The 24,207-nt window shown below is 61.8% G+C and carries 15 protein-coding genes; 10 read left to right on the top strand and 5 right to left on the bottom strand.

What is annotated here, in order from left to right; translation table 11 throughout:
• Positions 1–8,537, bottom strand: an 8,537-nt coding sequence (locus DBR18_RS04195) for a retention module-containing protein (protein ID WP_108589366.1), incomplete at its 3' end; no start/stop codon positions are given.
• Between the two features lie 532 nt (positions 8,538–9,069).
• Between DBR18_RS04195 and DBR18_RS04200 the strand changes: the two genes are divergently transcribed.
• The 3 genes from DBR18_RS04200 (at position 9,070) to DBR18_RS04215 (ending at position 14,290) form a co-directional block, all read left to right on the top strand.
• Positions 9,070–10,428 (top strand): TolC family outer membrane protein, encoded by a 1,359-nt coding sequence (locus DBR18_RS04200; protein WP_108589367.1) that lies wholly within the window; start codon positions 9,070–9,072, stop codon positions 10,426–10,428.
• Positions 10,429–10,570: 142 nt separating this feature from the next.
• Positions 10,571–12,733, top strand: a complete 2,163-nt coding sequence (locus DBR18_RS04210) for a type I secretion system permease/ATPase (protein ID WP_108589368.1) — start codon at positions 10,571–10,573, stop codon at positions 12,731–12,733.
• Between the two features lie 195 nt (positions 12,734–12,928).
• On the top strand, positions 12,929–14,290 hold the full coding sequence (locus DBR18_RS04215) for an HlyD family type I secretion periplasmic adaptor subunit (RefSeq protein ID WP_007962568.1): 1,362 nt from the start codon (positions 12,929–12,931) through the stop codon (positions 14,288–14,290).
• Positions 14,291–14,434: 144 nt separating this feature from the next.
• Here the strand turns inward: DBR18_RS04215 and DBR18_RS04220 are convergent, their stop codons facing one another.
• Positions 14,435–15,031 carry a tRNA-uridine aminocarboxypropyltransferase gene (locus DBR18_RS04220; protein ID WP_108589369.1) on the bottom strand — a complete coding sequence of 199 codons (597 nt, stop codon included), beginning with the start codon at positions 15,029–15,031 and terminating at the stop codon, positions 14,435–14,437.
• A 5-nt stretch (positions 15,032–15,036) separates the two neighbouring features.
• Complete coding sequence (locus tag DBR18_RS04225) at positions 15,037–15,930, bottom strand: LysR family transcriptional regulator (RefSeq protein WP_007956593.1); 894 nt, start codon at positions 15,928–15,930, stop codon at positions 15,037–15,039.
• A gap of 323 nt (positions 15,931–16,253) precedes the next feature.
• On the opposite strand from DBR18_RS04225, the gene speB reads away from it, so the two are divergent.
• The 6 genes from speB (at position 16,254) to DBR18_RS04260 (ending at position 21,847) form a co-directional block, all read left to right on the top strand.
• Positions 16,254–17,204: an agmatinase gene (gene speB, locus DBR18_RS04235; protein WP_003222717.1), complete on the top strand. Its 951-nt coding sequence runs from the start codon at positions 16,254–16,256 to the stop codon at positions 17,202–17,204.
• A gap of 10 nt (positions 17,205–17,214) precedes the next feature.
• Positions 17,215–17,637, top strand: a complete 423-nt coding sequence (locus DBR18_RS04240) for a nuclear transport factor 2 family protein (RefSeq protein ID WP_047292404.1) — start codon at positions 17,215–17,217, stop codon at positions 17,635–17,637.
• Between the two features lie 55 nt (positions 17,638–17,692).
• On the top strand, positions 17,693–19,201 hold the full coding sequence (locus DBR18_RS04245) for a cytosine permease (protein ID WP_108589371.1): 1,509 nt from the start codon (positions 17,693–17,695) through the stop codon (positions 19,199–19,201).
• A gap of 164 nt (positions 19,202–19,365) precedes the next feature.
• The gene (locus tag DBR18_RS04250) at positions 19,366–20,745 is read left to right on the top strand and encodes a sodium:solute symporter (RefSeq protein WP_047598203.1); all 1,380 of its coding nucleotides are present in this window, start codon (positions 19,366–19,368) and stop codon (positions 20,743–20,745) included.
• An 85-nt stretch (positions 20,746–20,830) separates the two neighbouring features.
• Positions 20,831–21,556: an MBL fold metallo-hydrolase gene (locus DBR18_RS04255; RefSeq protein ID WP_108589372.1), complete on the top strand. Its 726-nt coding sequence runs from the start codon at positions 20,831–20,833 to the stop codon at positions 21,554–21,556.
• Positions 21,557–21,598: 42 nt separating this feature from the next.
• On the top strand, positions 21,599–21,847 hold the full coding sequence (locus tag DBR18_RS04260) for a hypothetical protein (RefSeq protein ID WP_007962561.1): 249 nt from the start codon (positions 21,599–21,601) through the stop codon (positions 21,845–21,847).
• Positions 21,848–21,935: 88 nt separating this feature from the next.
• Here the strand turns inward: DBR18_RS04260 and DBR18_RS28705 are convergent, their stop codons facing one another.
• Positions 21,936–22,064: a PA1414 family protein gene (locus DBR18_RS28705; protein ID WP_003184145.1), complete on the bottom strand. Its 129-nt coding sequence runs from the start codon at positions 22,062–22,064 to the stop codon at positions 21,936–21,938.
• A 142-nt stretch (positions 22,065–22,206) separates the two neighbouring features.
• Positions 22,207–23,100, bottom strand: coding sequence for a LysR family transcriptional regulator (locus DBR18_RS04265; RefSeq protein WP_108589373.1), 894 nt, complete (start codon positions 23,098–23,100; stop codon positions 22,207–22,209).
• Between the two features lie 104 nt (positions 23,101–23,204).
• Here DBR18_RS04265 and DBR18_RS04270 point away from each other — a divergent pair.
• A partial coding sequence (locus tag DBR18_RS04270) for an MFS transporter (protein ID WP_256588532.1) occupies positions 23,205–24,207 on the top strand: 1,003 nt, incomplete at its 3' end.

Raw genomic sequence — 24,207 nt, forward strand, 5'->3', positions numbered from 1 at the left:
CCCGCAACCACGCCGCCCGCCCCCGGTGTCACGCCGTAGTGGCTGGCGAGGTTGACGCCGGCCAGGTCGATGGTCTGGTTCGGCGTGGCGCCGGCCAGTGCGCTGACATCGATGCTGGTAAGGACAGAAGCGCCGCTGCCGGTGACGGTGAAGTGCAGGTAGTCGTCCAGCGACGCGGTGGTGCCGTTTTCACCTTGCAGCAGTTGCGACAGATCGAGCTTGTCGGTGCCGGGAGTGAAATCGGTGATGGTGTCGTGGCCGCTGTTGCCCTTCAGATACTGGAAGGTATCGGCACCCGGCCCGCCAGTCAGGGTGTTGTTGCCCATGCCGCCGATCAGCAGGTCATCGCCACCGCCACCGTTGAGGATGTCGTTGCCCAGGCCGCCGTTGATCACGTTGTTATTGTTGTCGCCGGTCAGGGTGTCGTTGAAGTTCGAGCCGACCAGGTTCTCGATATTGCTGATCGTGTCGGTGCCAGCGCCAATGGTGTTCTGCGCACCGAGCAGGCCCAGGTTGACCGTAACCCCGGCGGTGGCGTGGGCATAGCTGACCGTGTCGATGCCGGTGCCGCCGTCGAGAATGTCGTTGCCCGGGCCGCTGTAGAGCAAGTCGTTGCCCGCACCGCCGTGCATCTCGTTGTTGCCGGAACCGGCGGTCAGTACGTCATTGCCGTCGCCGCCATTGAGGATGTTGTTGCCGGTGCCCGCCACCAGAATGTCATCCCCGGCAGTGCCGGTGAGGGTGTGGCCATCCTGATAGGTGATGCTGACGTTGGCGGTGTCGCTGCCGCCATGGTTGTCATTGGCGGTGTAAGTGCCGTTGAAGTCCGGCGTCACGTCATGGGCACCAGCGTAGTTGACCGTCATGGTCAGTTGATAGTTTTCCGCTGCCGTCGGATTGCTGCCGCTGGTGTTGCTGATGTTGGTCACGTGGATCTGGTACGTGCCATCGGCGCCGGCGGTGATGGTGCCGCCATCGGCGATGCTGACGAACGCGCCGCCATTGACCGAGTACTCCATCGTGACGTGCCCGGCCGCGAGGTTGTGATCCAGGTTCAGCGTCTCGCCCTGTTTCAGTTTGACGGTGATCAGGTCTTCATCGTTGGCATTGGCGTTGGTCACCGCGCCGAGGTAACCGCTGACCACCAGCACGGCGGTCATCGCGGCGGTGTTGGCGGCGAACGCGTTGCGCACGTCGGCCAGGTTCTGGTTGGCGGCGGTGTTGCCGGTGCCGGCGAAGTTGATCGCGCCGGTACCGGTGAAATCCGCGCCCTTGGCCACCCAACCGGTGTTGAAGCTGGTCGGCGAAGCGTTGAGCGTGTCGCCGTCCGGATCGGTGTCGTTGGCCAGCAACAGTTCGCCCGGCACGGTGATGTTGCTCGACAGCACGTTGGTAATGACGTGGTCGTCCGTCGCCACCGGTGGCGAGTTGGGGATCACTTTCACGGTCAGCGTCGAGCTGGCGAGGTCGCCGTCATTGTCGCTGAGGGTGAAACCGATGTTTTCGGTGATCACCGTGGTCGTGGTTTTCTGCGAGGTGTAGCTGTAGTCGCCGGTGTCGAGGTTGATCACCAGCGTGCCGCTGTTGTTGGTGGCGATGCTGATCGTGTTGTTCACGGTGTTGAACGTGCCGTGGTTGGTGCCGCCGGATGCGGTCAACGAACCCTGGCCGCTGTTGGCGCGCGGGTCATAGGTGTAGGTGGTGCCGTCGACCACGATGGATTTGATGAAACCGCCATCGGCACCGAACGTGCCGCCCTCGCCCAGCAGCGAGCCGGTGACCGGCGCACCTTCGACGGTACCCGAGAGCACCGAGTTGAGCTGATTGAGGTCGGTGACCACCACTGCGTTGGTGTTGGTGTGGCTGATGCCGTCATAGGCCAGCGGATCGAGGTTGGCGTTGCTCACGCCGCTGCCCAGACCGATCGCGTAGTTCTTGATGTTGTTGGCATCGAGGAAGTTCTTCAGCGCGGCTTCGTCAGCGGCGTTGATGTCGCCTTCGTTGGGCTTGCCGTCGGAGAAGAAGTAGCCGACGTTCTGCGCCCCGGTGAGCTTGCCCGAGGTATTGAAAGCGGTCTGCATCACCGCCACGGCAGCGTCGTAGTTGGTACCGCCACCCGCGGTGAGGCCGGCGAGTATGGACTTGGCCGTTGCCACATCCACCCACACCGAAGTCCGGTCAGTGGCATTACTGCTGAAGGTGACGAGCTGCACCTTCACATCGCCGAGGTCATCGTACTTGTCGAGCAAGGCACTGATGGCCTGCTTGGCCAGCGCCAGCCGCGACAGCCCTGGCACACCGGAGGCGTCGGCCATACTGCCGGAGATATCGAGGACGATCAGCAGGTTGGAGTCGATCTCCACCGCCGCCACCGAGCGATCCGACGCCACGGCTTTGGGCACATCATCGACGATGTTGACCACGATCGTGCTGGTGGTGCTGTTACCCAGTGCATCGGTGGCTTTGTAGGTGAAGCTTTCGCTCAGGGTGTTGGCGCCGTCGTTGGCGTTCGGCGTGGTTTTCGGCGCCGAGGTCAGGGTGTAAGTGTAGGTGCCGTCGGCGTTGAGCTGAATCTGCCCGTAAGTGCCGGTGGCGCTGCCGACCAGGGTGTAGGTGATCGCCCCGCTGCCGCCGGTGACCGCGCCGACCAGCGTACCGGTGGCGGTTTCGCCGGTGTTGGTCGGGTCGCTACCGGTGACCGTGCCAGGGGCCAGGTCCTGGCCGTCCTTGGTCAGGTCGAGGGCTTTTTCGTAGACCGTCACGTCCTGATCCACCGACGCCACCAGTTTGCTGTCGGCGACATTGATGGTGATGGTGGTGGTGCTTTCGTCGCCGTCACCGTCGCGGATGGTGTAGGTGAAGGTGTCGGTGGCGCCCGGCGGGCTCACCGAGTTCGGGTTGCTGTGGTAAATGGCGTTGCCCGCCGCGTCGAGGGTCAGGTAGCCGTAGGTGCCATTGATGTTGCTGTTGAGACCGCCGATGGCTGAAGTCGCGGTATTGCTGCCGGCACGCACGCCGACCACTGCGCCGCCCGCTGCTGCGCCATCGGCGCCGGTGACGTCGTTGCCGAGCACGCTGATATTGACCGTGCCGCCCTCCGCCACCGAGCCGGTGTCGGCCTTGGCGGTCGGCAGGTCATCGATGATGTTGACGTTGATCTGGCCACTGGCGGTGCTGCCATCGGTGTCCGTCGCGACCACATTGAAGTTTTCGGTGAGGCTGTTGGCGCCGTTACCAGTCGGGTGGTTTTCGTTGTCCACCAGGGTGTAGCTGTAGCTGACCACGCCGGTCGCCGGGTTGTAGCCGGTGACGGTGAACGTGCTGCCCAGCGGCGACACGACGGATTGCGGGAAGCCTGCGGCGACCCCGTTGGTCACAACGGCAATGCCACCGACAGTGAGGGTTTGCAGGCCATCCAGGGCCGTGACGGTGAACGTACCGCTCTGGGTCAGCGCCGGGGTACCAGGGCTGGTGCCGTCACTGAGATTTTTCTCGTAGACGGTGAGTTCGCCGCCATTGACGTCGAGGCCGTTGAGCACCACCGGATCGTCATTGTTGTGGATGTTCAGCACCAGGTTGGCGGTGCTGGTATCACCATCGGCATCGGTGAGCGTGTAGGTGAATGTCTCGGTGCCGTTTCCACCGCCATGCAGTGCCTTGAAATCGGCGTCAGCCGGGTTGAGCGTGTAGGTGTAAGTGCCGTTGGCGTTGAGCACCAGCGTGCCGTAAGTCCCGGTGAACGTACCGGCGGTGATCGGCCCGGCGTTCGGTCCGGTGGCGACCACGTCCGCGCCCTGCACGTCGTTGCTCAGCACGTTGCCGGTCAGGGTCAGCTGGGTTTCCGAGGCGCTGGTGGCGTTACTGTCGTTCATCGCTTTGGGCACGTCATCGACGATGCTGACGACGATGGTGCTGGTGACCACATTGCCCAGCGAATCGGTGGCCTGATAGGTGAAGGTTTCAGTCAGGGTGTTGGCACCATCGTCGGCATGCGGCGTGGTGGTCGCGGGCGAGGTCAGGGTGTAGGTGTAAGTGCCGTTGGGGTTGAGGACGATCTGCCCGTAGTTGCCGGTGGCACTGCCGACCAGCGCATAGCTGATGGCGCCGACCGCACCGGTGACCGAACCGACCAGCGTGCCGGACGCGGTTTCGCCGGTGCTGGTCGGATCGCTGCCGATGACCGTACCCGGGGCCAGATCGGCGCCGTCCTTGGTCAGGTCGAGGGCTTTTTCGTAGACAGTGACGTCGGTATCGCTGGTCGCATACAACTTGCTGTTGGCGACATCGATGGTGATGGTGGTGGTGCTTTCATCGCCATCGGAATCGCGCACGGTGTAGGTGAACACATCCACCGCACCGGGGCCGTTCACGGCATTGGGGTTGCTGTGATAGACCGCGTTGCCATTGGCGTCCAGCGTCAGGTAACCGTAAGTGCCATTGATGTTGCTGTTGAGGCCGCCGATGGCCGAGGTCGAGGTGTCGGAGCCGGCTCGCACACCGACCACCGCGCCAGTCACGGCCGGGCCGTCGGCGCCGCCGATGTCATTGTCGAGCACGTTGCCGCTGACGGTACCGCCCTCCGCCACCGATGCCGCATCAGGATGGGCACTGGGCAGGTCATCGATGATGTTGACGTTGATCTGGCCGCTGGCGGTGCTGCCATCGGTGTCAGTTGCCACCACATTGAAGTTCTCGGTGATGCTGTTGGCGCCGTTGCCGTTCGGATGGGTTTCGTTGTCGACCAGGGTGTAGCTGTAGCTGACCACACCGGTCGCCGGGTTGTAGCCGGTGATCGTCAGCGTGCTGCCCAACGGCGTGACGACCGATTGCGGGAAGCCTGCGGCGACACCACCGGTGACGACGTTGATGCCGCCCACGGTCAGGGTTTGCAAGCCGTCGAGGGCCGTTACCGTGAAGGTGCCGCTCTGGGTCAGCGCCGATGCATCGGGACTGGTGCCGTCGCTGAGGTTTTTCTCGTAGACGGTGAGTTCGCCACCATTCACGTCGAGACCGTTGAGGGTCACCGGATCGTCGTTGTTGTGGATCTGCAGAACGAGGTTGGCGGTGCTGGTATCGCCGTCCGAATCGGTGATGGTGTAGGTGAAATTCTCGGTGCCATTGCCGCCGCCGTGCAGGTTTTTGAAGTCGGCGTCGTTGGTATTGAGCGTGTAGGTGTAAGTGCCGTCAGTGTGCAGTTCCAGGGTGCCGTAAGTACCGTTGAACGTACCGGCGGTAACCGGGCCGGTCGGTACGCGGTCGGCGCCTTGTACGTCGTTGGTCAGGACATTGCCGGTCAGGGTCAACTGGCTTTCCGACGCGGTGGTGGCGTTGCTGTCGTTCAGCGCTTTTGGCAGGTCGTCGATGATGTTGACGTCGAGGGTGGCGTTGGCAGTGGTGCCGTTGTCGTCCACTACGGTGACGGCGAACTGCTCGGGCAGGTTGTTGGCGCCGTTGGCGGTTGGGTGGGCCTCGTTGTCGACCAGGGTGTAGCTGTAGCTGACGACACCGGTGGTCGCGTTGAACCCGGTGATGGTCAGCGTGCTGCCCAGCGGTGTGGTGACCGATTGCGGGAAGCCTGCGGCGACACCGTTGGTGACTACGGCAATGCCGCCGACGGTCAGCGTGGTGACGCCGTCCAAAGCGGTGATGATGAAGGTGCCGCTTTGGGTCAGCGCGGTAGAGTCCGGGGCGCTGCCGTCGCTGAGGTTTTTCTCGTAGACAGTGAGTTCGCCGCCGTTCACATCCAGGCCGCTGATGACTACCGGATCGTCGTTGTTGTGGATCTGCAAAACGAGATTCGCGGTGCTGGTATCGCCGTCGGAATCGGTGATGGTGTAAGTGAAATTCTCGGTGCCGTTACCGCCGCCGTGCAGGTTTTTGAAGTCTGCGTCGGTCGGGTTGAGCGTGTAGGTGTAGGTGCCGTCGGTGTGCAGTTCCAGGGTGCCGTAAGTACCGTTGAACGTACCGGCGGTAACCGGGCCGGTCGGTACGCGGTCGGCGCCTTGTACGTCGTTGGTCAGGACGTTGCCGGTCAGAGTCAGATTGGTTTCCGACGCGGTGCTGGCGTTGCTGTCGTTCACCGCTTTTGGCAGGTCGTCGATGATGTTGACGTCGAGGGTGGCGTTGGCGGTAGTGCCGTTGTCATCGACTACGGTGACGGCGAACTGCTCGGGCAGGTTGTTGGCGCCATTGGCAGTCGGATGCGCATCGTTGTGATCGAGGGTGTAGCTGTAGCTCACCACGCCGGTTGCTGCGTTGAAACCGGTGATGGTGAGCGTGCTGCCCAGCGGTGTAGTCACCGACTGCGGGAAGCCTGCGGCCACACCGTTGGTGACCACGGCAATGCCGCCGACGGTCAGCGTGGTAACGCCGTCCAGCGCGGTGATGGTGAAGGTGCCGCTTTGGGTCAGTGCGTTGGCATCAGGAGCGCTGCCGGTGCTGAGGTTTTTCTCGTAAACGGTGAGTTCGCCGCCGTTGACGTCCAGGCCGCTGATGACCACCGGATCGTCGTTGTTGTGGATCTGCAAAACGAGGTTGGCGGTGCTGGTATCACCGTCCGAATCAGTGATGGTGTAGGTAAACGTCTCGGTGCCATTACCGCCGCCGTGCAGGTTTTTGAAGTCTGCGTCGTTCGGGTTGAGCGTGTAGGTGTAAGTGCCGTCAGTGTGCAGTTCCAGCGTGCCGTAGGTGCCGGTGAAAGTACCGGCGGTGACCGGGCCGGTGGTTACGCGGTCGGCGCCTTGTACGTCGTTGGTCAGGACGTTGCCAGTCAGCGTGAGGTTGGTTTCTGACGCGGTGCCGGTGTTGTTGTCATCGACTGTCTTGGGCAGGTCATCGACCACATTGACGTCGAGGGTCGCATTGGCAGTCGTGCCGTTGTCGTCCACCACCGTTACGGCAAATTGCTCAGGCAAGGTATTGGCCCCATTGCCAGCCGGATGCGCGTCATTGTGATCGAGGGTGTAGCTGTAGCTCACCACGCCGGTTGCTGCGTTGAAACCGGTGATGGTCAGCGTGCTGCCCAACGGTGTAGTCACCGATTGCGGGAAGCCTGCGGCGACACCGTTGGTGACCACGGCAATACCGCCGACGGTCAGCGTGGTAACGCCGTCCAGCGCGGTAATGGTGAACGTGCCGCTCTGGGTCAACGCGGTTGAGTCAGGCTCGCTGCCAGTGCCGAGGTTTTTCTCGTAAACCGTCAGCTCGCCACCCTCGACGTTCAAACCATTGATCAGCACCGGATCGTCGTTGTTGTGGATCTGCAAAACCAGATTCGCAGTGCTGGTATCGCCGTCCGAATCGGTAATGGTGTAGGTAAACGTCTCGGTGCCATTGCCGCCACCGTGCAGCGCTTTGAAGTCTGCGTCGCTGGTGTTCAGGGTGTAGGTGTACGTGCCATCGGCATTCAACACCAACGTGCCGAAAGTTCCGGTGAAAGTACCGGCAGTGACGGGCCCGGTGGGTACACGGTCGGCGCCTTGCACGTCGTTGGTCAGGACATTGCCGGTGAGGGTCAGCAGGGTTTCCGAAGCGGTGTTGGTGTTGCTGTCATTCGCTGCTTTGGGCACGTCGTCGATGATGTTGACGTCGAGCGAGCCGGTGGCGCTGTCGCCATTGCTGTCGCCTGCAGTCACCGTGAAATGTTCGCTGAGGCTGTTGGCGCCGTCACCGGCCGGATGGGCGTCGTTGCCGTTGAGGGTGTAGCTATAGCTGACGACCCCGGTCGCGGCGTTGTAGCCGGTGATGGTCAGGGTGTTGCCCAGTTGTGTGGTGATCGACTGCGGGAAACCGGCCGCCACACCACCGCTGATCACGTTGATACCGCCGATGTTCAGGCTGCTCAGACCGTCCGGTGCCGACACCGTGAAGCTGCCGCTTTGAGTCAGCGCGTCGGGGTTGGCCGAGGAGCCGGCAGGCAGGTTGGCTTCGTTGAGGGTCAATTCGCCCCCCGGCACCGCGAGGCCACTGAGCGTCACTGGATTGTTGATTGGCGGTGGCACGATCGGCGTGTTGTCGCCATTGTCGATGACTGCGTTATGCCGCTCTTCGGGAAACTCGGGAATACCGTTGAAACCGGCAGTCGGGAAGCCGATCACCGGATCCACTCGCCCACCGACTTCAGTCAGCAGTACAAAACTGTGGCCGCCGCCCAGTTCACCTGGCGCGCCGCCCGGTGCGTTAGGGCCGGCGGCGGTGGCTTCTGCCGCTTTGGTCGGGTCTTCGCCGGCAGCGATGGCTTTCTGAATCTGCTCGACGTCAGTCAGTTGTGCTTCGCTGGGCGTCAGTGCTTCAGGGGAATCGACATGTACGGCCTGATTGGCCAGCAGTTGCCCGGACAGGGTCATGCTGCTGTCGCGGCCCAGTGTCAACTCGTGACCATTTTGCAGATGAATGGCGACGGCACCTTCTGCCCCGGTGATCACTTGATCGCCGGCAAACAAGCGGTCGCCCTCGACCAGGGCGCGGCGCGTGCCGTCGGTGCCCTGCGCAAAAACCTGACCAATGACTTTAGTGACGATCCCGATGAGCGTTGCCATGTGAAATTCCTCCGCTGCCGACCACCGTCGGCACTGGTTCGCGAAGCAGCCCATGGCTCAAGCGGGTTGCCGGGGTGACGCTCGCACCTCGACAGTTCGTTTCGCAGGTTGCGCAAACAAGGAAACTTCAGTGCTTTCAAGCACTTCAGGATCCTGATCAATGCAGCAAACCCACTAACGCTACGTAACGGTGGTGAATCACCTGAGTGACAAAAATCTGTCGCTCGTTTGCCGCTACGCGTCCCTCCCCTTCAGCAGTACTTCGCCGTATGTCGCAAAGTGAGTGGAACTTTCCTCAAGCCTTTTTGTGCTCCCTAAAGCGCATGAAACAAAGGCTTTCGCTCTGAACAATGTGCCGGTTTTCGCCAAGCGCATAAGTTTTTTTCGGCATAAGCCTTATGAAAATTTTTTCTTAGCTACGCTTCAGGATGTTCTTAGCTCTGTTGTTACAAGAGTGAAACGCTTACACCTCAAATTATCGTCAAATATTTGGCGACAGTAACGCACCATCAGGACCAGGGAGATGCACCCCATGCGCGTTTTAACCCCCCTCTGCAGCGCGGTTTTGCTGGCCATGGCTTGCACTTCCCAAGCCCAGGCCATGAACCTGACCGAAGCGATTCAAAGCACCATCGCCACCCACCCGGACCTCGCTTCGCGCGTGGACGCCAAACTGTCCGCCGATGAGCAGGTGAAAGTGGCCAAGGGTGGCTTCTATCCGTCCGTCGATTTGAATGCCGCCTACGGGCGCGGCTACAGCGACAACACCAATACCCGGGCTTTCGGTAATCACCACACCGAAATCCTCAATTACACCCAGTCGGAGCTGCGCCTGCGGCAGATGATCTTCGACGGCTTCAACACCGCCAACGAGGTCGAACGCACCAAGGGCGTGTCCAACTCGCGCGCCTACTACGCACAGGGCACCGCTCAGGATCTGGCCCTGCGTACCATCGAGGTTTACCTCGAAGTGCTCAAGCGCCGTGAACTGGTGACTTTGGCCAGGAACAACCTGCAAGCGCACTTGCGCGTGAATGACCAGATCGGCCTGCGCACCCAGCGCGGCATCGGCAGCACCGCCGACTCCGATCAATCGGTGGCCCGTAAGGCGCTGGCGCAAAACAACCTCGACACCGCCGAGGTCGATCTGGCCGACGCCGAATCGAACTTCTATTCCGTGGTCGGGCGCATGCCCGATGAACTGGAAGCACCACCGTCGACTCGCGGCGAAATCCCCACCAGCCTGCCGGAAGCCCAGCAGAGCATGGTCGAGAACAACCCGTACCTGAAATCCGCACAAGCGGACGTGCAGTCGGCCGAGAGCCAGTACGAAGTCGCCAAGTCGCCGTTCTACCCGCGTTTCGACGCCGAAGCGGCGGTGGGTGCAAACAACAACGTGCAAGGCGATGAAGGCCACGACAACGAATGGCGCGTGGGCGTGATCATGAACTACAACCTGTTCCGTGGCGGCAGCGACAAGGCCCGTCTGGCGTCCGATGCGCACCAGATCAACCAGGCGATGGACATCCGCAACAACGCCCTGCGCCAGTTGAACGAGAACATTCACCTGGCCTGGAACGCCATGGTCAACGCGAACAAGCAGACCCCGACCGCCCGCGAATACGCCGAGACCACCAAGCGTGTGCGCGCGGCGTATCAGGATCAGTTCGGTCTTGGCCAACGCACCCTGCTCGACTTGCTCGACAGTGAAAACGAGCTCTACAACGCCAACCGCCGCTACACCGAAATCCGCTACACCGAGGAATATTCGATGTACCGCGTGCTGGCGAACATGGGCCAGTTGCTGAGCAAGCAACGGGTGGTGCTGCCGGCCGATGCAATCGCCGCGACCGAAGTCAAAAACGAAGCACGCCTGCCCGAGCTGAAATGAAGTAACCCCTGTAGGAGCTGCCGAAGGCTGCGATCTTTTGATCTTGATCTGCAAAAGCAAAATCAAAAGATCGCAGCCTTCGGCAGCTCCTACAGGGGGGATGCCTCATACCTCGTGCCACCGTTTCACGGGAGCGATCAATATGACCAGCATGGCCGAAGGCGGACACACCGGGATCGATCCGCGGCTGAGCTTCGATGACCCGTTGCTCGACGGTCTGTTGATCCTCTGCAAACTCCACGGCGCGACGGTCAGCCGCGCCAGCCTGAGTGCCGGGCTGCCCTTGAACAAGCAACGCCTGAGCCTGGACCTGCTGCCCCGCGCTGCAGCCCGGGCCGGTTTGCAGGCGCGTCTGTTACGGCGTGAACTGAAAGACATCTCACCGCTGAACCTGCCGATCCTGTTGCTGCTCAAGGACGGTCGTACCGCCGTGCTGCGACGGTTCGCCGATGACGGCAAGGCGCTGATACTGCCCAGCGAAGCCGATGGCGGCGAGCAGTGGGTCGAGCGCGAAGAACTCGCCGAACACTACAGCGGCCAGGCCTTGTTTGCCCGTCCGCGCCACGAACTCGAAGACCTGCGTTCACCGCTGGTGCCACGAGTCCACGCCTGGTTTCGCGACACGCTGAAGCTGTCGAAATGGCTGTACAGCGATGCAATTCTTGCCAGTTTCCTGATCAACCTGCTGGGCCTGATGGTGCCGCTGTTCGTCATGCAGACCTACGACCGCGTGGTGCCGAATCAGGCCACCTCGACCCTGTGGGTGTTGGCGATCGGCCTGCTGATCGGCACCGGTTTCGAACTGGTGCTGCGGGTGGTGCGCGCGCACCTGCTGGACACCGCCGGCAAGAAAACCGATGTGATCCTTTCCGCGACTTTATTTGAACGCATCACCGGCATGTCGATGAAAGCGCGGCCGGCAACCATCGGCGGTTTCGCCCAGAGCATTCATGACTTTCAGGGCCTGCGCGAATTCCTCACTGCCGTTACCCTGACCAGCCTGATCGACCTTCCCTTTGTGGTGTTGATGCTGGTGGTGATCGGCCTGCTCGGCGGCTGGCTGGTGGTGATTCCGCTGCTGGCGTTTCCGATCACGATCATTTTTGCCCTGGCGATTCAGGTGCGCCTGCGCGACACCGTGCAGAAGAGCCTGAGCCTGGGTGCCGAACGCCAGGCGCTGCTGATCGAAACCCTCGGCGGCCTGGAAACCCTCAAGGCCTGCAGCGCCGAAAGCGAGCGCCAGCACAGATGGGAAAGCACCCACGGCGCCCTCACCCGCCTCGACAGCCACGCGCGCAACCTCTCGGCGCTGGCGACCAACGGCACGCTGTTCATCCAGCAGTTCTCCGGGATGGCGACGATTGTCGCCGGGGTCTACAGCATCATCGCCGGCAACCTCAGCGTCGGTGCGCTGGTCGCCAGCTACATGCTCGGCAGCCGGGTGCTCGCGCCATTGGGACAGATTGCCGGGCTGATCACCCGCTACCAGCAAGCGCAACTGACCATGAAAAGCACCGACGCGCTGATGGGCCTGCCCCAGGAGCGCGACGGCAAGCAGCGGCCACTGGAACGCACGCAACTGCAAGGTGCGCTGGACGTCAGTGGCGTGACCTTCCACTACAACGGCCAGAACGCGCCAGCGCTGAGCAACATCAGCTTCAGCATGAAACCCGGCGAGCGGATCGGCATCATCGGCCGCAGCGGTTCGGGCAAAAGCACCTTGGCGCGGCTGGTGATGGGCTTCTATGAACCCGAGGAGGGCCAGTTGCTGCTCGACGGCCTCGACCTGCGACAACTGGATGTCGCCGACCTGCGCCAGCAGATCGGTTACGTCGCCCACGACCTGCCGCTTTTGGCCGGCAGCCTGCGCGACAACCTGACCCTGGGCGCCCGCTACATCAGCGATTCGCGCATGCTCGAAGTCGCCGAGCTGACGGGCGTCACCGAGCTGGCGCGGCAGCATCCGCAAGGGTTCGACCGGCCAGTGGGCGAGCGCGGCCAATTACTTTCTGGCGGCCAGCGCCAAGCGGTGTTGCTGGCCCGGGCATTGCTGCTCGACCCACCGATCATGCTGCTCGACGAACCCACCAGCGCCATGGACAACAGCAGCGAAGACCTGCTGCGCCAGAAGCTGCACGGCTGGGTGCAAGGCAAGACGCTGCTGCTGGTCACCCACCGCACCTCGATGCTGAGTCTGGTGGACCGGTTGCTGGTACTGGACAACGGCCGGGTCGTCGCCGACGGCCCGAAAGAAGCGGTCATCGATGCACTGCGCAAGGGCCGGGTCGGCTCGGCGGCGGTTTAGATGCGTGCACATAACTTATGGCACTCACAAAACCTGTGGCGAGGGGATTTATCCCCGATGGGCTGCGCAGCAGCCCCAAAGACACTGAGGGCGCTTCGCACCCTATCGGGGATAAATCCCCTCACCACAAGTATGTGTTCCGGGCGACGCATGGGTTGTGCGGTTTGATGTTTCTTAACTGAGGGGTATCGCCCCATGTCTGCATCTTCAGATAGCAAATCACGCGGCTACTTCGACAGTTTCGGCAAAAGCGCCGAAGCCGAGTTCATGCCGGAAACCGCCGGCGCGGCATTGCAGGATTCGCCGCGCTGGTCGCGGATCACCGTGTGGCTGGCGGCAGCGCTGTTGATCAGTGCGCTGGTCTGGGCCAAGTTCGCCGTGCTCGAAGAAGTGACCATGGGCGAAGGCAAGGCGATTCCCTCGAGCAAGGTCCAGGTGATCCAGAACCTTGAGGGCGGGATCGTCACCGAGATCTTCGTGCGTGAAGGGCAAATGGTGAACAAGGGCGACAAACTGCTGCGCCTGGATGACACGCGGTTTCTGTCGAACAAGGGTGAGAGTGAGGCCGATCGTTACGCCCTGACCGCGCAAGTCGAACGCCTTTCCGCCGAAGCCGAGGGCCGTCCGTTCAAACTGTCTGACGAGGTGATCGCCAAGGCGCCACAGGTCGCCGAAGACGAACGCGCCCTGTACGACCAGCGCCAACGGCGACTGGCCAGCGAACAACGCACCCTCACTGAACAGCTGCGGCAGAAGACTCAGGAGCTGGCGGAGTTCCGCTCCAAGCAAGGCCAGTACAGCTCCAGCCTGGCGCTGCTGCAACAAGAGATGAACATGTCGGCGCCACTGGTCGGTACTGGCGCGGTATCGCCAGTGGAGATCCTGCGGCTCAAGCGCAGCGCGGTGGAGATTCGCGGTTCGCTGAATGCAACGACCCTGGCGATCCCAAGAGCGGAATCGGCGATCAACGAGATCAAGAGCAAGATCGACGAATCGGAACAGACCTTCCGTTCCGACGCCGCCAAGGACCTCAATCAGAAACGCACCGACCTGTCGAAAATCACCGCGTCGAGCATCGCCATCGACGACCGCGTCAGCCGCACCACCGTGACCTCACCGGTGCACGGGGTGATCAAGCAACTCAAGGTCAACACCATCGGCGGCGTGGTGCAGCCGGGCAGCGACATGGTGGAAATCGTGCCGCTGGAAGACAACCTGCTGATCGAAGCCAAGGTCCGTCCGCAAGACGTCGCGTTCCTCCATCCGGGCCAGAAGGCCATGGTCAAGTTCAGCGCCTACGACTACACGATCTACGGCGGACTGAGCGCAAAACTGGAGCTGATCGGCGCCGACACCATCACCGATGACAAGGGCAACAGCTTCTACCTGATTCAGGTGCGCACCGATAAAAACCACTTGGGCGGCGATGTGAAACCGCTGCTGATCATCCCGGGGATGGTGGCGACGGTGGACATCATTACCGGGGAGAAAAGTGTGCTGGATTATCTGCTTAAACCGGTGCTGAAAGCGCGGACTGAGGCGATGCGGGAGCGGTAGAAATGTCTGGATTTTGTGGTGAATTGGCTGGCCTCATCGCTGGCAAGCCAGCTCCCACAGTGTCCGTGTCGCACACAAAATCTGCGAACACCTCAGAACCTGTGGGAGCTGGCTTGCCAGCGATGAGGCCAGTACTGCCAACACTTATCTGTCGCCATGATTACGCTGAAAAACCTCCGCCCCCATCGCTGCAATCTGCCCCTCGATCAACGCCTCGAACGGCTTCAACAACGGCGCAAACGTCGTCGGCGCTTCGAGGGTTTCCAGCGCCTGCACAATCGCCTCAATCGTCGACAACGCCCCCGGCCCCGGCGCCTTGCGCAACCGATAGCGCGACACCCCGCCCGCGGCCAGCGTCACCCGCGGCAATGCCGCCAACAACGGATTGAGATGGAGCATCTTGCGCGCCTTGCGCCAGGTGCCATCCGGCACCACCAACAGCAGCGGCTCATCGGATTCGCGGTAAGCCTGCATCGGCTGCGCATCGTCAGCGGGAAACAGCAACCGCGCCTGATAACCGGGTCGGTTCAACAACGCCGGCAAATCCTCGAACACCTCCCCCACAATCAGCTCGGCATTGGTCAAACCCAGCGCCGCCAGTCGCGCGGTGTTGAGCGCGTGATTGACCTCGCTCGGATGCTGCAACAGCAGAACGCGGGTGCGGCTGTCGAGGCTGGGGATCAGCGGGCACAGGCAGTGGGTTTGTGGGCGCAGGCAGCGCGGGCATTGCGGTCTGGACATGGTTCTTATGCCTGATTGAGCTGTGCTTTGAGCAAATCACGGAAAGTCTGGATCAGCGGCTCGCGGCTGCGGCCACGACGCATGATCATCGAAAACGGCGCCTGATAACCGAAGGTCGCCGGCAGCAACACGCGCAAGTCGCCCTTGTCGGCCCAGGCCTGGGCGTAGTGCTCCGGCAGGTAACCGATGTAGGCGCCGGACAGCACCAGAATCAGTTGCGCCTCCATACTTTCCACAGTCGCCGCGCTGTGCTTGAAACCATGGCGCGCCAGCTCTGCCTGGCTCCAGTAACCACGGCCGACCATGCGTTGCTGGGTGATGACCTGCTCGGGGATCCGCCGCTCGTTGAACAGCGGGTGCCGGCTGCTGCAATACAGCCAGTGCTGCTCGCGGTACAGCGGCATGTACACCAGACCGCTCATGCGCGTGGAAAACGCGCCGATCGCCAAGTCGAGACGGTTGTCCTGCACACCGAGTTGCAGTTCGTAGGGGCTCATCACCGACAGATGCAAATGCACCGCCGGGTGTTCCTGGCTGTAGGCGCCGATGGCTTCGGCGAACGGCAAGGCCTTGTCGCTGACCGTGGAGTCGATCACCCCGAGGTTGAGCGTGCCGCGCAGTTCGCCCTTGAGCGCCGCGGCGTATTGCTCGAAACCTTCGAGTTCGGCGAGCAGGCGCAGGGTTTCCTGATGGAACAGCTCACCCTTGCTGGTCAGACTGAACCCGCCCCGCCCGCGATGGCACAGCACCAGGCCGAGCGCGGCTTCGAGCTGGCTCATGTAAGTGCTGATCGCCGAGGTCGACAGGTTGAGTTCCTGTTGCGCGTTGGCGAAGCCCTGATGGCGGACCACGCTGACGAAGATGCGCAATAGTTTCAGGTCGGGTAAAGCGTTGGCCATCAGGTACTCCACAAACCATTTGAACTCGCCGATCCCTGTAGGAGCTGCCGCAGGCTGCGATCTTTTGATCTTGATTTCTGGCAGCCTTGAAGGCGCCGAAAATCAAAAGATCGCAGCCTTCGGCAGCTCCTACAGGGGTGTTTCACTTCGCAAGAAGTCTATCCCGGCCCTCGGCATTAGTTTAGAAAAATCTGAACTAAGTTTTTGCCCGTAGCGATTCTTCCGACGCACTACATTTCGCAGAATCGGCCCCACAGCGGCGTCCGAACCTGTGCTGAACGGTGCGCCGACATAAATAAAACAAAGACGATGAGGCCCTACCCGTGGACAAGATTCTTCACCAACCACTGGGCGGCAACGAAATGCCGCGCTTCGGCGGCATCGCCACCATGCTCCGACTCCCCCATGTACCGACCGCTGCCGGCCTGGACGCTGCCTTCGTTGGCGTGCCCCTGGACATCGGTACTTCGCTGCGCCCGGGCACCCGTTTCGGGCCGCGCGACATCCGCACCGAATCGGTGATGATCCGCCCGTACAACATGGCCACCGGCGCCGCGCCGTTCGACTCGCTGTCGGTCGCCGACATCGGTGACGTGGCGATCAACACCTTCAACCTGCTCGACGCCGTGCGCATCATCGAGGAAGCCTACGACAACATCCTCGAGCACAACGTGATCCCGATGACCCTGGGTGGCGACCACACCATCACCCTGCCGATCCTGCGTGCCATCCATAAAAAGCACGGCAAGGTCGGTCTGGTGCACATCGATGCCCACGCTGACGTCAACGATCACATGTTCGGCGAGAAGATCGCCCACGGCACGACCTTCCGTCGCGCCGTCGAAGAAGGTCTTCTGGACTGCGACCGCGTGGTGCAAATTGGTCTGCGCGCGCAGGGTTACACCGCTGACGACTTCAACTGGAGCCGCGATCAGGGTTTCCGTGTGGTGCAGGCCGAAGAGTGCTGGCACAAGTCGCTGGCGCCGCTGATGGCTGAAGTGCGTGAGAAAGTCGGTGGCGGCCCGGTGTACCTGAGTTTCGACATCGACGGTATCGACCCGGCCTGGGCGCCGGGCACCGGCACCCCGGAAATCGGTGGTCTGACGACCATTCAGGCGATTGAAATCGTTCGCGGCTGCCAGGGCCTCGACCTGATCGGCTGCGATCTGGTAGAAGTCTCGCCCGCTTATGACACCACCGGCAACACCTCGCTGCTGGCCGCGAACCTGCTGTACGAAATGCTCTGCGTACTGCCGGGCGTGGTCCACCGCTGAGGGTTCGGCCATGAACGAACGTGATCAGGTGTTGAAAGCGGCTGCCGATCTGGTGTCCGCCTTCGCTCGCAATGATCGCGAAGCTTATTTCGGCGCGTTCAGCGCCGATGCGAGTTTCGTGTTTTACACCCTCGAACAGCCGTTGCTGTCGCGCGATGCCTATCAGGCCTTGTGGGACAGCTGGCGCGCCGAGGATGGCTTTGAAGTGCTGTCGTGCACTTCGAGCAACGCCTTCGTCAGCCTGCAGGGTGACGTGGCGGTGTTTATCCATGACGTGGCCACCGAGCTGCGCATGCAAGGGGAGCAACATTTCAGCCAGGAGCGCGAGACGATTGTTTTCCGCAAACAAGCGTCGAGCCTAGAACAACAAGGCCATTGGCTGGCCTGCCACGAACATTTATCCGCAATGCCGGAAGGGCTGCCATCCCCTTAGCCAAGACAGGTGACGCTCACGCACGATGAGCGCGCCTTTATGATCGGAGCAGATCATGAATAACAACAACAAAGATAACGACCAAAGCCTTACGCAAATTGAAACCCACGGGGTCGAACAGATCCCGGACCACGAACGCACCGCAGGCCCGACGGACTTGTTCCGGATGATCTTCGGTGGTTCAAATACCTTTGCCACCGCCGTGCTCGGCAGTTTCCCGGTGCTGTTCGGCCTGTCGTTTCAGGCCGGCGTCTGGGCAATTGTGCTGGGCGTGCTGCTCGGCTCGCTGATCCTCGCGCCGATGGGCCTGTTCGGCCCGCTCAACGGCACCAACAATGCCGTGTCCTCGGGTGCCCACTTCGGTGTGCACGGGCGGATCGTCGGCTCGTTTCTGTCGCTGTTGACCGCCATCGCGTTTTTCTCGCTCTCGGTGTGGAGTTCGGGGGATGCGTTGATCGGTGGGGCGAAACGCCTGATCGGTCTGCCGGAAACCGACCTGACCCTGGGCCTGGCCTACGGTCTGTTCGCGATTCTGGTGCTGACCGTGTGCATCTACGGCTTCCGCTTTCTGCTGTGGGTGAACAAGATCGCGGTGTGGAGCGCCAGCCTGTTGTTCCTGCTGGGCATCTTCGCCTTCGCCGGTCCTTTCGATGTGAACTACGCCGGCACGGTGAACCTCGGGCAACCGGGCTTCTGGGCGGCGTTCATCGGCGCGGCGCTGGTGGCGATGAGCAACCCGATTTCCTTCGGTGCGTTCCTCGGCGACTGGTCGCGCTACATCCCACGTGACACCTCCAAGCAGCGGATCATGGCCGCTGTGGTGCTGTCGCAGATCGCCACGTTCATCCCGTTCCTGTTCGGCCTGACCACCGCGACCATCGTCGCGATCAAGGCGCCGGACTACATCGCGGCGAACAACTATGTGGGCGGTCTGCTGGCGGTATCGCCGAGCTGGTTCTTCCTGCCGGTGTGCCTGATCGCGGTGATCGGCGGCATGTCCACCGGCACCACCTCGCTGTATGGCACCGGGCTGGACATGTCCAGCGTGTTCCCACGGGTGCTGTCACGTGTGAAAGCCACGTTGCTGATCGGCGTGCTGTCGATTGCCTTCATCTTCATCGGGCGCTTTGCGGCGAACCTGGTGCAGAGCGTGTCGACCTTCGCCGTGCTGATCATCACCTGCACCACCCCATGGATGGTGATCATGATCATCGGCCTGCTGGTGCGTCGCGGCTTCTACTGCCCGGATGATCTGCAAGTGTTCACTCGCGGCGAGCAAGGCGGACGCTACTGGTTCAATCACGGCTGGAACTGGCGCGGCCTGGGCGCATGGATCCCGAGCGCGGCGGTCGGCCTGTGCTTCGTCAACCTGCCGGGGCAGTTCGTCGGCCCGCTGGGCGAGATGGCCGGCGGCATCGATATCAGCCTGCCGGTGACCCTGGGCCTGGCGTCGGTGGTGTACCTGACACTGCTGAGCCTGTTCCCGGAACCGCGGGAGGTGTTTGGGCCAAAGGATGCCCGGCGTGAAGCGGCAGTAAAACCTGAACTGCGTCAGGCCGCCTGACGCAGTTACACCCTGTGGGAGCGGGCTTGCTCGCGAAGACGGCGGCACATCCAACATTGATGTGACTGACCCAAAGCATTCGCGAGCAAGCCCGCTCCCACAAAGGGCAGTACACCGAACCAAATTTGTTTCACCATAAAAAAGACAATCGGAGACACGCCATCATGGCTTTGGATTTATTCGTCGTCCTCATCTACGCCGCCGGCATGCTTTTGCTCGGCTACTACGGCATGCGCAAGGCCAAGACCAACGAGGACTTTCTGGTCGCCGGGCGTAACCTGGGCCCGAGCCTGTACATGGGCACCATGGCCGCGACCGTACTCGGTGGCGCGTCCACTGTCGGCACCGTGCGTCTGGGTTACGTGCATGGCATCTCCGGCTTCTGGTTATGCGCGGCACTGGGTTGCGGCATCGTCGCGCTGAACCTGTTCCTCGCCAAACCGCTGCTGAAACTGAAGATCTACACCGTTACCCAGGTGCTGGAGAAACGCTACAACCCGATGGCCCGCTCGGCGAGCGCGGCGATCATGCTGGCCTATGCGCTGATGATCGGCGTGACCTCGATCCTGGCGATCGGCACCGTGCTGCAAGTGCTGTTCGGTCTGCCGTTCTGGATCTCGGTATTGCTCGGCGGTGGCGTGGTGGTGATCTACTCGGCGATCGGTGGCATGTGGTCGCTGACCCTGACCGACATCGTGCAGTTCATCATCAAGACCGTGGGCCTGATGTTCATCCTGTTGCCGATCTGCCTGTACCGCGTCGGCGGCTGGGACGAACTGGTGCTGAAGCTGCCGGCAGCGGCGTTCAACTTCACCACCATCGGCTGGGACACAATCATCACCTACTTCATGATCTACTTCTTCGGCATCCTGATCGGTCAGGACATCTGGCAACGGGTGTTCACCGTCAAGACCGCCAAAGTCGCCCAGTACGCCGGCAGCATCGCCGGAATCTACTGCATTCTCTACGGTCTGGCCTGCGCGCTGATCGGCATGGCCGCTCACGTGCTGATCCCGGATCTGGACAACGTCAACAACGCCTTCGCCGCCATCGTCAAACTGTCGCTGCCGGACGGCATCCGTGGTCTGGTGATCGCTGCGGCACTGGCGGCGATGATGTCCACCGCCAGCGCCGGCCTGCTGGCAGCGGCCACCACCCTGACTGAAGACCTGCTGCCGAAACTGCGCGGCGGCAAACAGTCGAGCCTGGCGATCAACCGCCTGTTCACCCTGCTCACCGGTGTCGTGGTACTGGGCATCGCGCTGGTGGTGAATGACGTGATCAGCGCCCTGACCCTGGCCTACAACCTGTTGGTGGGCGGCATGCTGATTCCGCTGATCGGCGCGATCTTCTGGAAACGCGCGACCACCGCCGGCGCCATCGCCAGCATGGGCCTGGGTTTCGCCACCGCCCTGCTGTTCATGTTCAAGGACGGTCTGGACGCCAACACCCCGATCTACTACAGCCTCGCGGTAGGTCTGGTGAGTTTTGTGGTGGTCAGCCTGGTCTCCCCTCGCCCGGCAACGGTGGCGAGCGCGATCTAAGCTCTGATGTAACGACTTGATGCTTTCTTCGACGGGTGTGGCGTCGGTTGCCACACCCGTTTTTTTCGTCTGGAGAAAAGTGAATATGAAGATCGTATCTCGCGATCAGTGGTTTGAAGTTCAGAATCTGAGCGATGGCATTCGGTTGATCCACGAGCCGTACATCCGCCCGTTCTACCGCTGCAACCTCTGGCACATCCAGGGCCGCGACAAGGATCTGCTGCTCGACAGCGGTTCGGGGCTGGTCAGCCTGCGCGAGCAGTTGCCGTGGATTACCGAACGGCCGCTGGTGGCGGTCGCCAGCCACTGCCACTTTGACCACATCGCCGGACATCACGAATTCGCCGAACGCCTGGTGCATCGCGCCGAGGCCGACATCCTCGCCGCGCCGGACGGTGAGAACGACCTGAGCCGGGCCTTCGTCGGCGACGACATGTTCGAGGCGCACCCGGACTGCCCGCTGTGCTACGCCGAATATCGGGTCAAGGCAGCGCCGGCCACCGGGTTTGTCGAGGATGGCGACATGCTGGATCTGGGCAATCGGACTTTGCAGGTGCTGCACACGCCGGGGCATTCGCCGGGCGGGATCAGCCTGTATGAGGCGGCCACCGAAACCCTGTTCAGCGGTGACATCATCTACGACGGGCCGTTGATCGAAGACGCCTACCACTCCAATCTGGAGGATTACGCCACCAGTTTGCGGCGCTTGCAGGCGTTGCCGATCCGCACCGTGCATGGCGGGCATTTCGGCAGTTTCTCCGGCGCGCATTTGCGTTCGATGATTGACGAATGGCTGCGCCGACACGCTTGAGGCCTGCTGTAATCAGTCAAAACAACAACGAAACTGTCTGCCATGAGAAGAGCTGCCGTGCGTGCCGCCGTGCACCGGTTTATCAAGCGCCTGCTGGAAAATCGCGACTTCAACGACAACACCAGTCTGGTGCAACTGGGGCTGGAGAAAGCGGATATCGAAGATCTGATCTTCCATCTGGAAGATGAATTCGGACTGACGGCATTCACTGCCGAAGAGGATCACATGCTCAAGACCGCGAAGACTGCGAATGACTTGAGCCGGTTTCTGCTGGAGATCGGGCGACACTGAAAGCAAAAGATCGCAGCCTGTGGCAGCTCCTACACTTTTCTCTGTAGGAGCTGCCGCAGGCTGCGATCTTTTGATCGTTAATCAGGCACTACCGCCGGCGAGGCTGACGCCGGCGCTGTTCGTCATCGGTGCGGATCGGTACGGGTTGCAGAGGCGGTTCGATCAAGCCGAGGGCAACACCCAAATCGTGCAGCCAGTTCTGAATTTTCTCTTTCATCGTCATGCCCCCTTCAGGGTAGTGCTGAGCGACCGGAATTCTGAGGCCGCTTCGCACTGATAATAGTCCGAAGTCCTACGCAATGCTCGGCCAAATCCGCAATGATCTGTTACTGAATTGAACAGAATTCGGATCGGTTGGTTCACGCCGTTTGCCGGGTTTCGTTCGCAGCCACGGGATAGAGCGCTTGCTGCTGTTCAATCCAGGCATTGAGGTTGGCCCCGACCATGCCCTTGCGCCACATGAGCCACGTTGTCGCACTGGCGAACGGCTCGGCCAGCGGGTGCACTGCAACGCTTTCGCGCCCCGGCAGACTGGCCAGCATCGACTCCGACATCAATGCCACACCGCTGCCGGCAATCACACAAGCCAGCATGCCCTGATAGGACTCGATCTCCATCGCCCGGCCCATCGCCGCCTGATAGTGGACGAACCACGCCTCCAGCCGTGCGCGATAGGCGCAGCCATGACGGAAGGTAAACACCGCCCTGCCCTCGACCTCCTTGGCGCTGCGGATCGGTGGGTGATCGGCTTCGCTGATCAGCACCAGACGCTCGTCGCACAGCGGCACCCCGTCAATGCCCGCCAGTTGCGGCGGGCCGTCCACCAGCGCCGCATCGAGGCGCCCGGAGACCAGACCTTCGAGCAACTCGCCGCTGGGCCCGGACTGCACCTGCAGATTCACCGCCGGGTATTGCTTGTGATAGCGCGCGAGCAAGGCCGGCAAATGGATTGCCGCGGTGCTGTACAACGTACCGAGCACAAAATCCCCCGCCGGTTGCCCGCCCATCACTGCCGCACTGGCCTGATCACGCAGGGCGAATAGCTTGCCGGTGTAGTCCAGCAGGACTTTTCCCGCAGGCGATAACTGCAAACGCTGACGCTCACGAACGAAAAGTTCGACACCCAATTGCTCTTCCAGCTGCTTGAGCCGGGTCGACAGGTTGGACGGCACCCGGTGCAGGCGTTCTGCAGCGCGGGTGATCGAACCCTCCTCGGCGACTGCCTGAAAGATCCGCAATTGGCTGAACTCCACGAGCCTTCTCCATAACAGAACAAGTTGCTCACTATTATTCAATTTTAAAGAAAGTCAAACGGTTCTAGCCTGACGGTCATTGCTCCTTCAAAGGAATCCCGACCATGTCGCCACTGATTCGCTTATCCGCCTGCTTCGTCGCCCTGATGATGGCCATGGGCATCGGGCGTTTCGCCCTCACCCCGCAAATGCCGCACCTGCTCAGCGAGGGCCAGATTGGCCTGACCGCCGCCGGTCTGATTGCCGCAGCCAACTACCTCGGCTACCTGCTGGGCGCGGTGGATGCGATGTTCGCCCATCGTCCACCGCAAGTGCAGCGCCGGTTGTATGGTGGTTTGTGGCTATGCGTGCTGCTGACCCTGGCGTCGTTCTGGGCCAACGGTTTCTGGGCGCATTTGCTGTTGCGCTTCGGCACCGGCGTGGCGAGTGCCTGGGTGCTGGTGATGATTACCGCGCTGAGTCAGCCACTGGCAGCGGCAGCGGGTCGGCCACGCTTGGGGGCGCTGGTATTCGCCGGTCCGGGGCTGGGGATTTTTCTGACCGGGTTGCTGGCACTGTTCTCACATCTGCTGAACCAGACTTCCGCCACGCTGTGGCTGATCTATGCCGCCGTGGCGCTGGTGATGTTGCTCGCCATCGTGCGAATCCTGCCGCAACCGGGTGTGCACACGCCGGTCGCCACGCTCAATGTCAGCCATTCGAATCGCGGCATCCCGCGTCTGGCGGCGGTGTATGCGTTGTATGGCGTGGGTTACATCATCCCCGCCACGTTTCTTTCGCAAATGGCCAACGCGCAGTTTCACGGGCAATGGCAGGCCGATCTGTTCTGGCCGTGCTTCGGCCTCGGCGCAGCGATTGGCGTGCTGCTGGTGAGTCTGCGTCGTCACGATCCGAACACCACGCGACACTGGCTCACCGCAACGCTGTGGCTGCAGGCGCTGGGAGTCTTTGCGTGCTTGTTGGGCAGCGGTTATGGCCTGGCGCTGGGGGTGGTGTTGTGCGGCATGCCGTTCCTGGCCTGCATGCAACTGGTGATGCAACGTTCGCGAGAACTGGCGCCGCACAGCACCCAGCGCAACGCCGGGCTGCTGACCGCGTGCTTCGCCA

The organism is Pseudomonas sp. HMWF021 (genome assembly GCF_003061005.1).
GTDB lineage: Bacteria > Pseudomonadota > Gammaproteobacteria > Pseudomonadales > Pseudomonadaceae > Aquipseudomonas.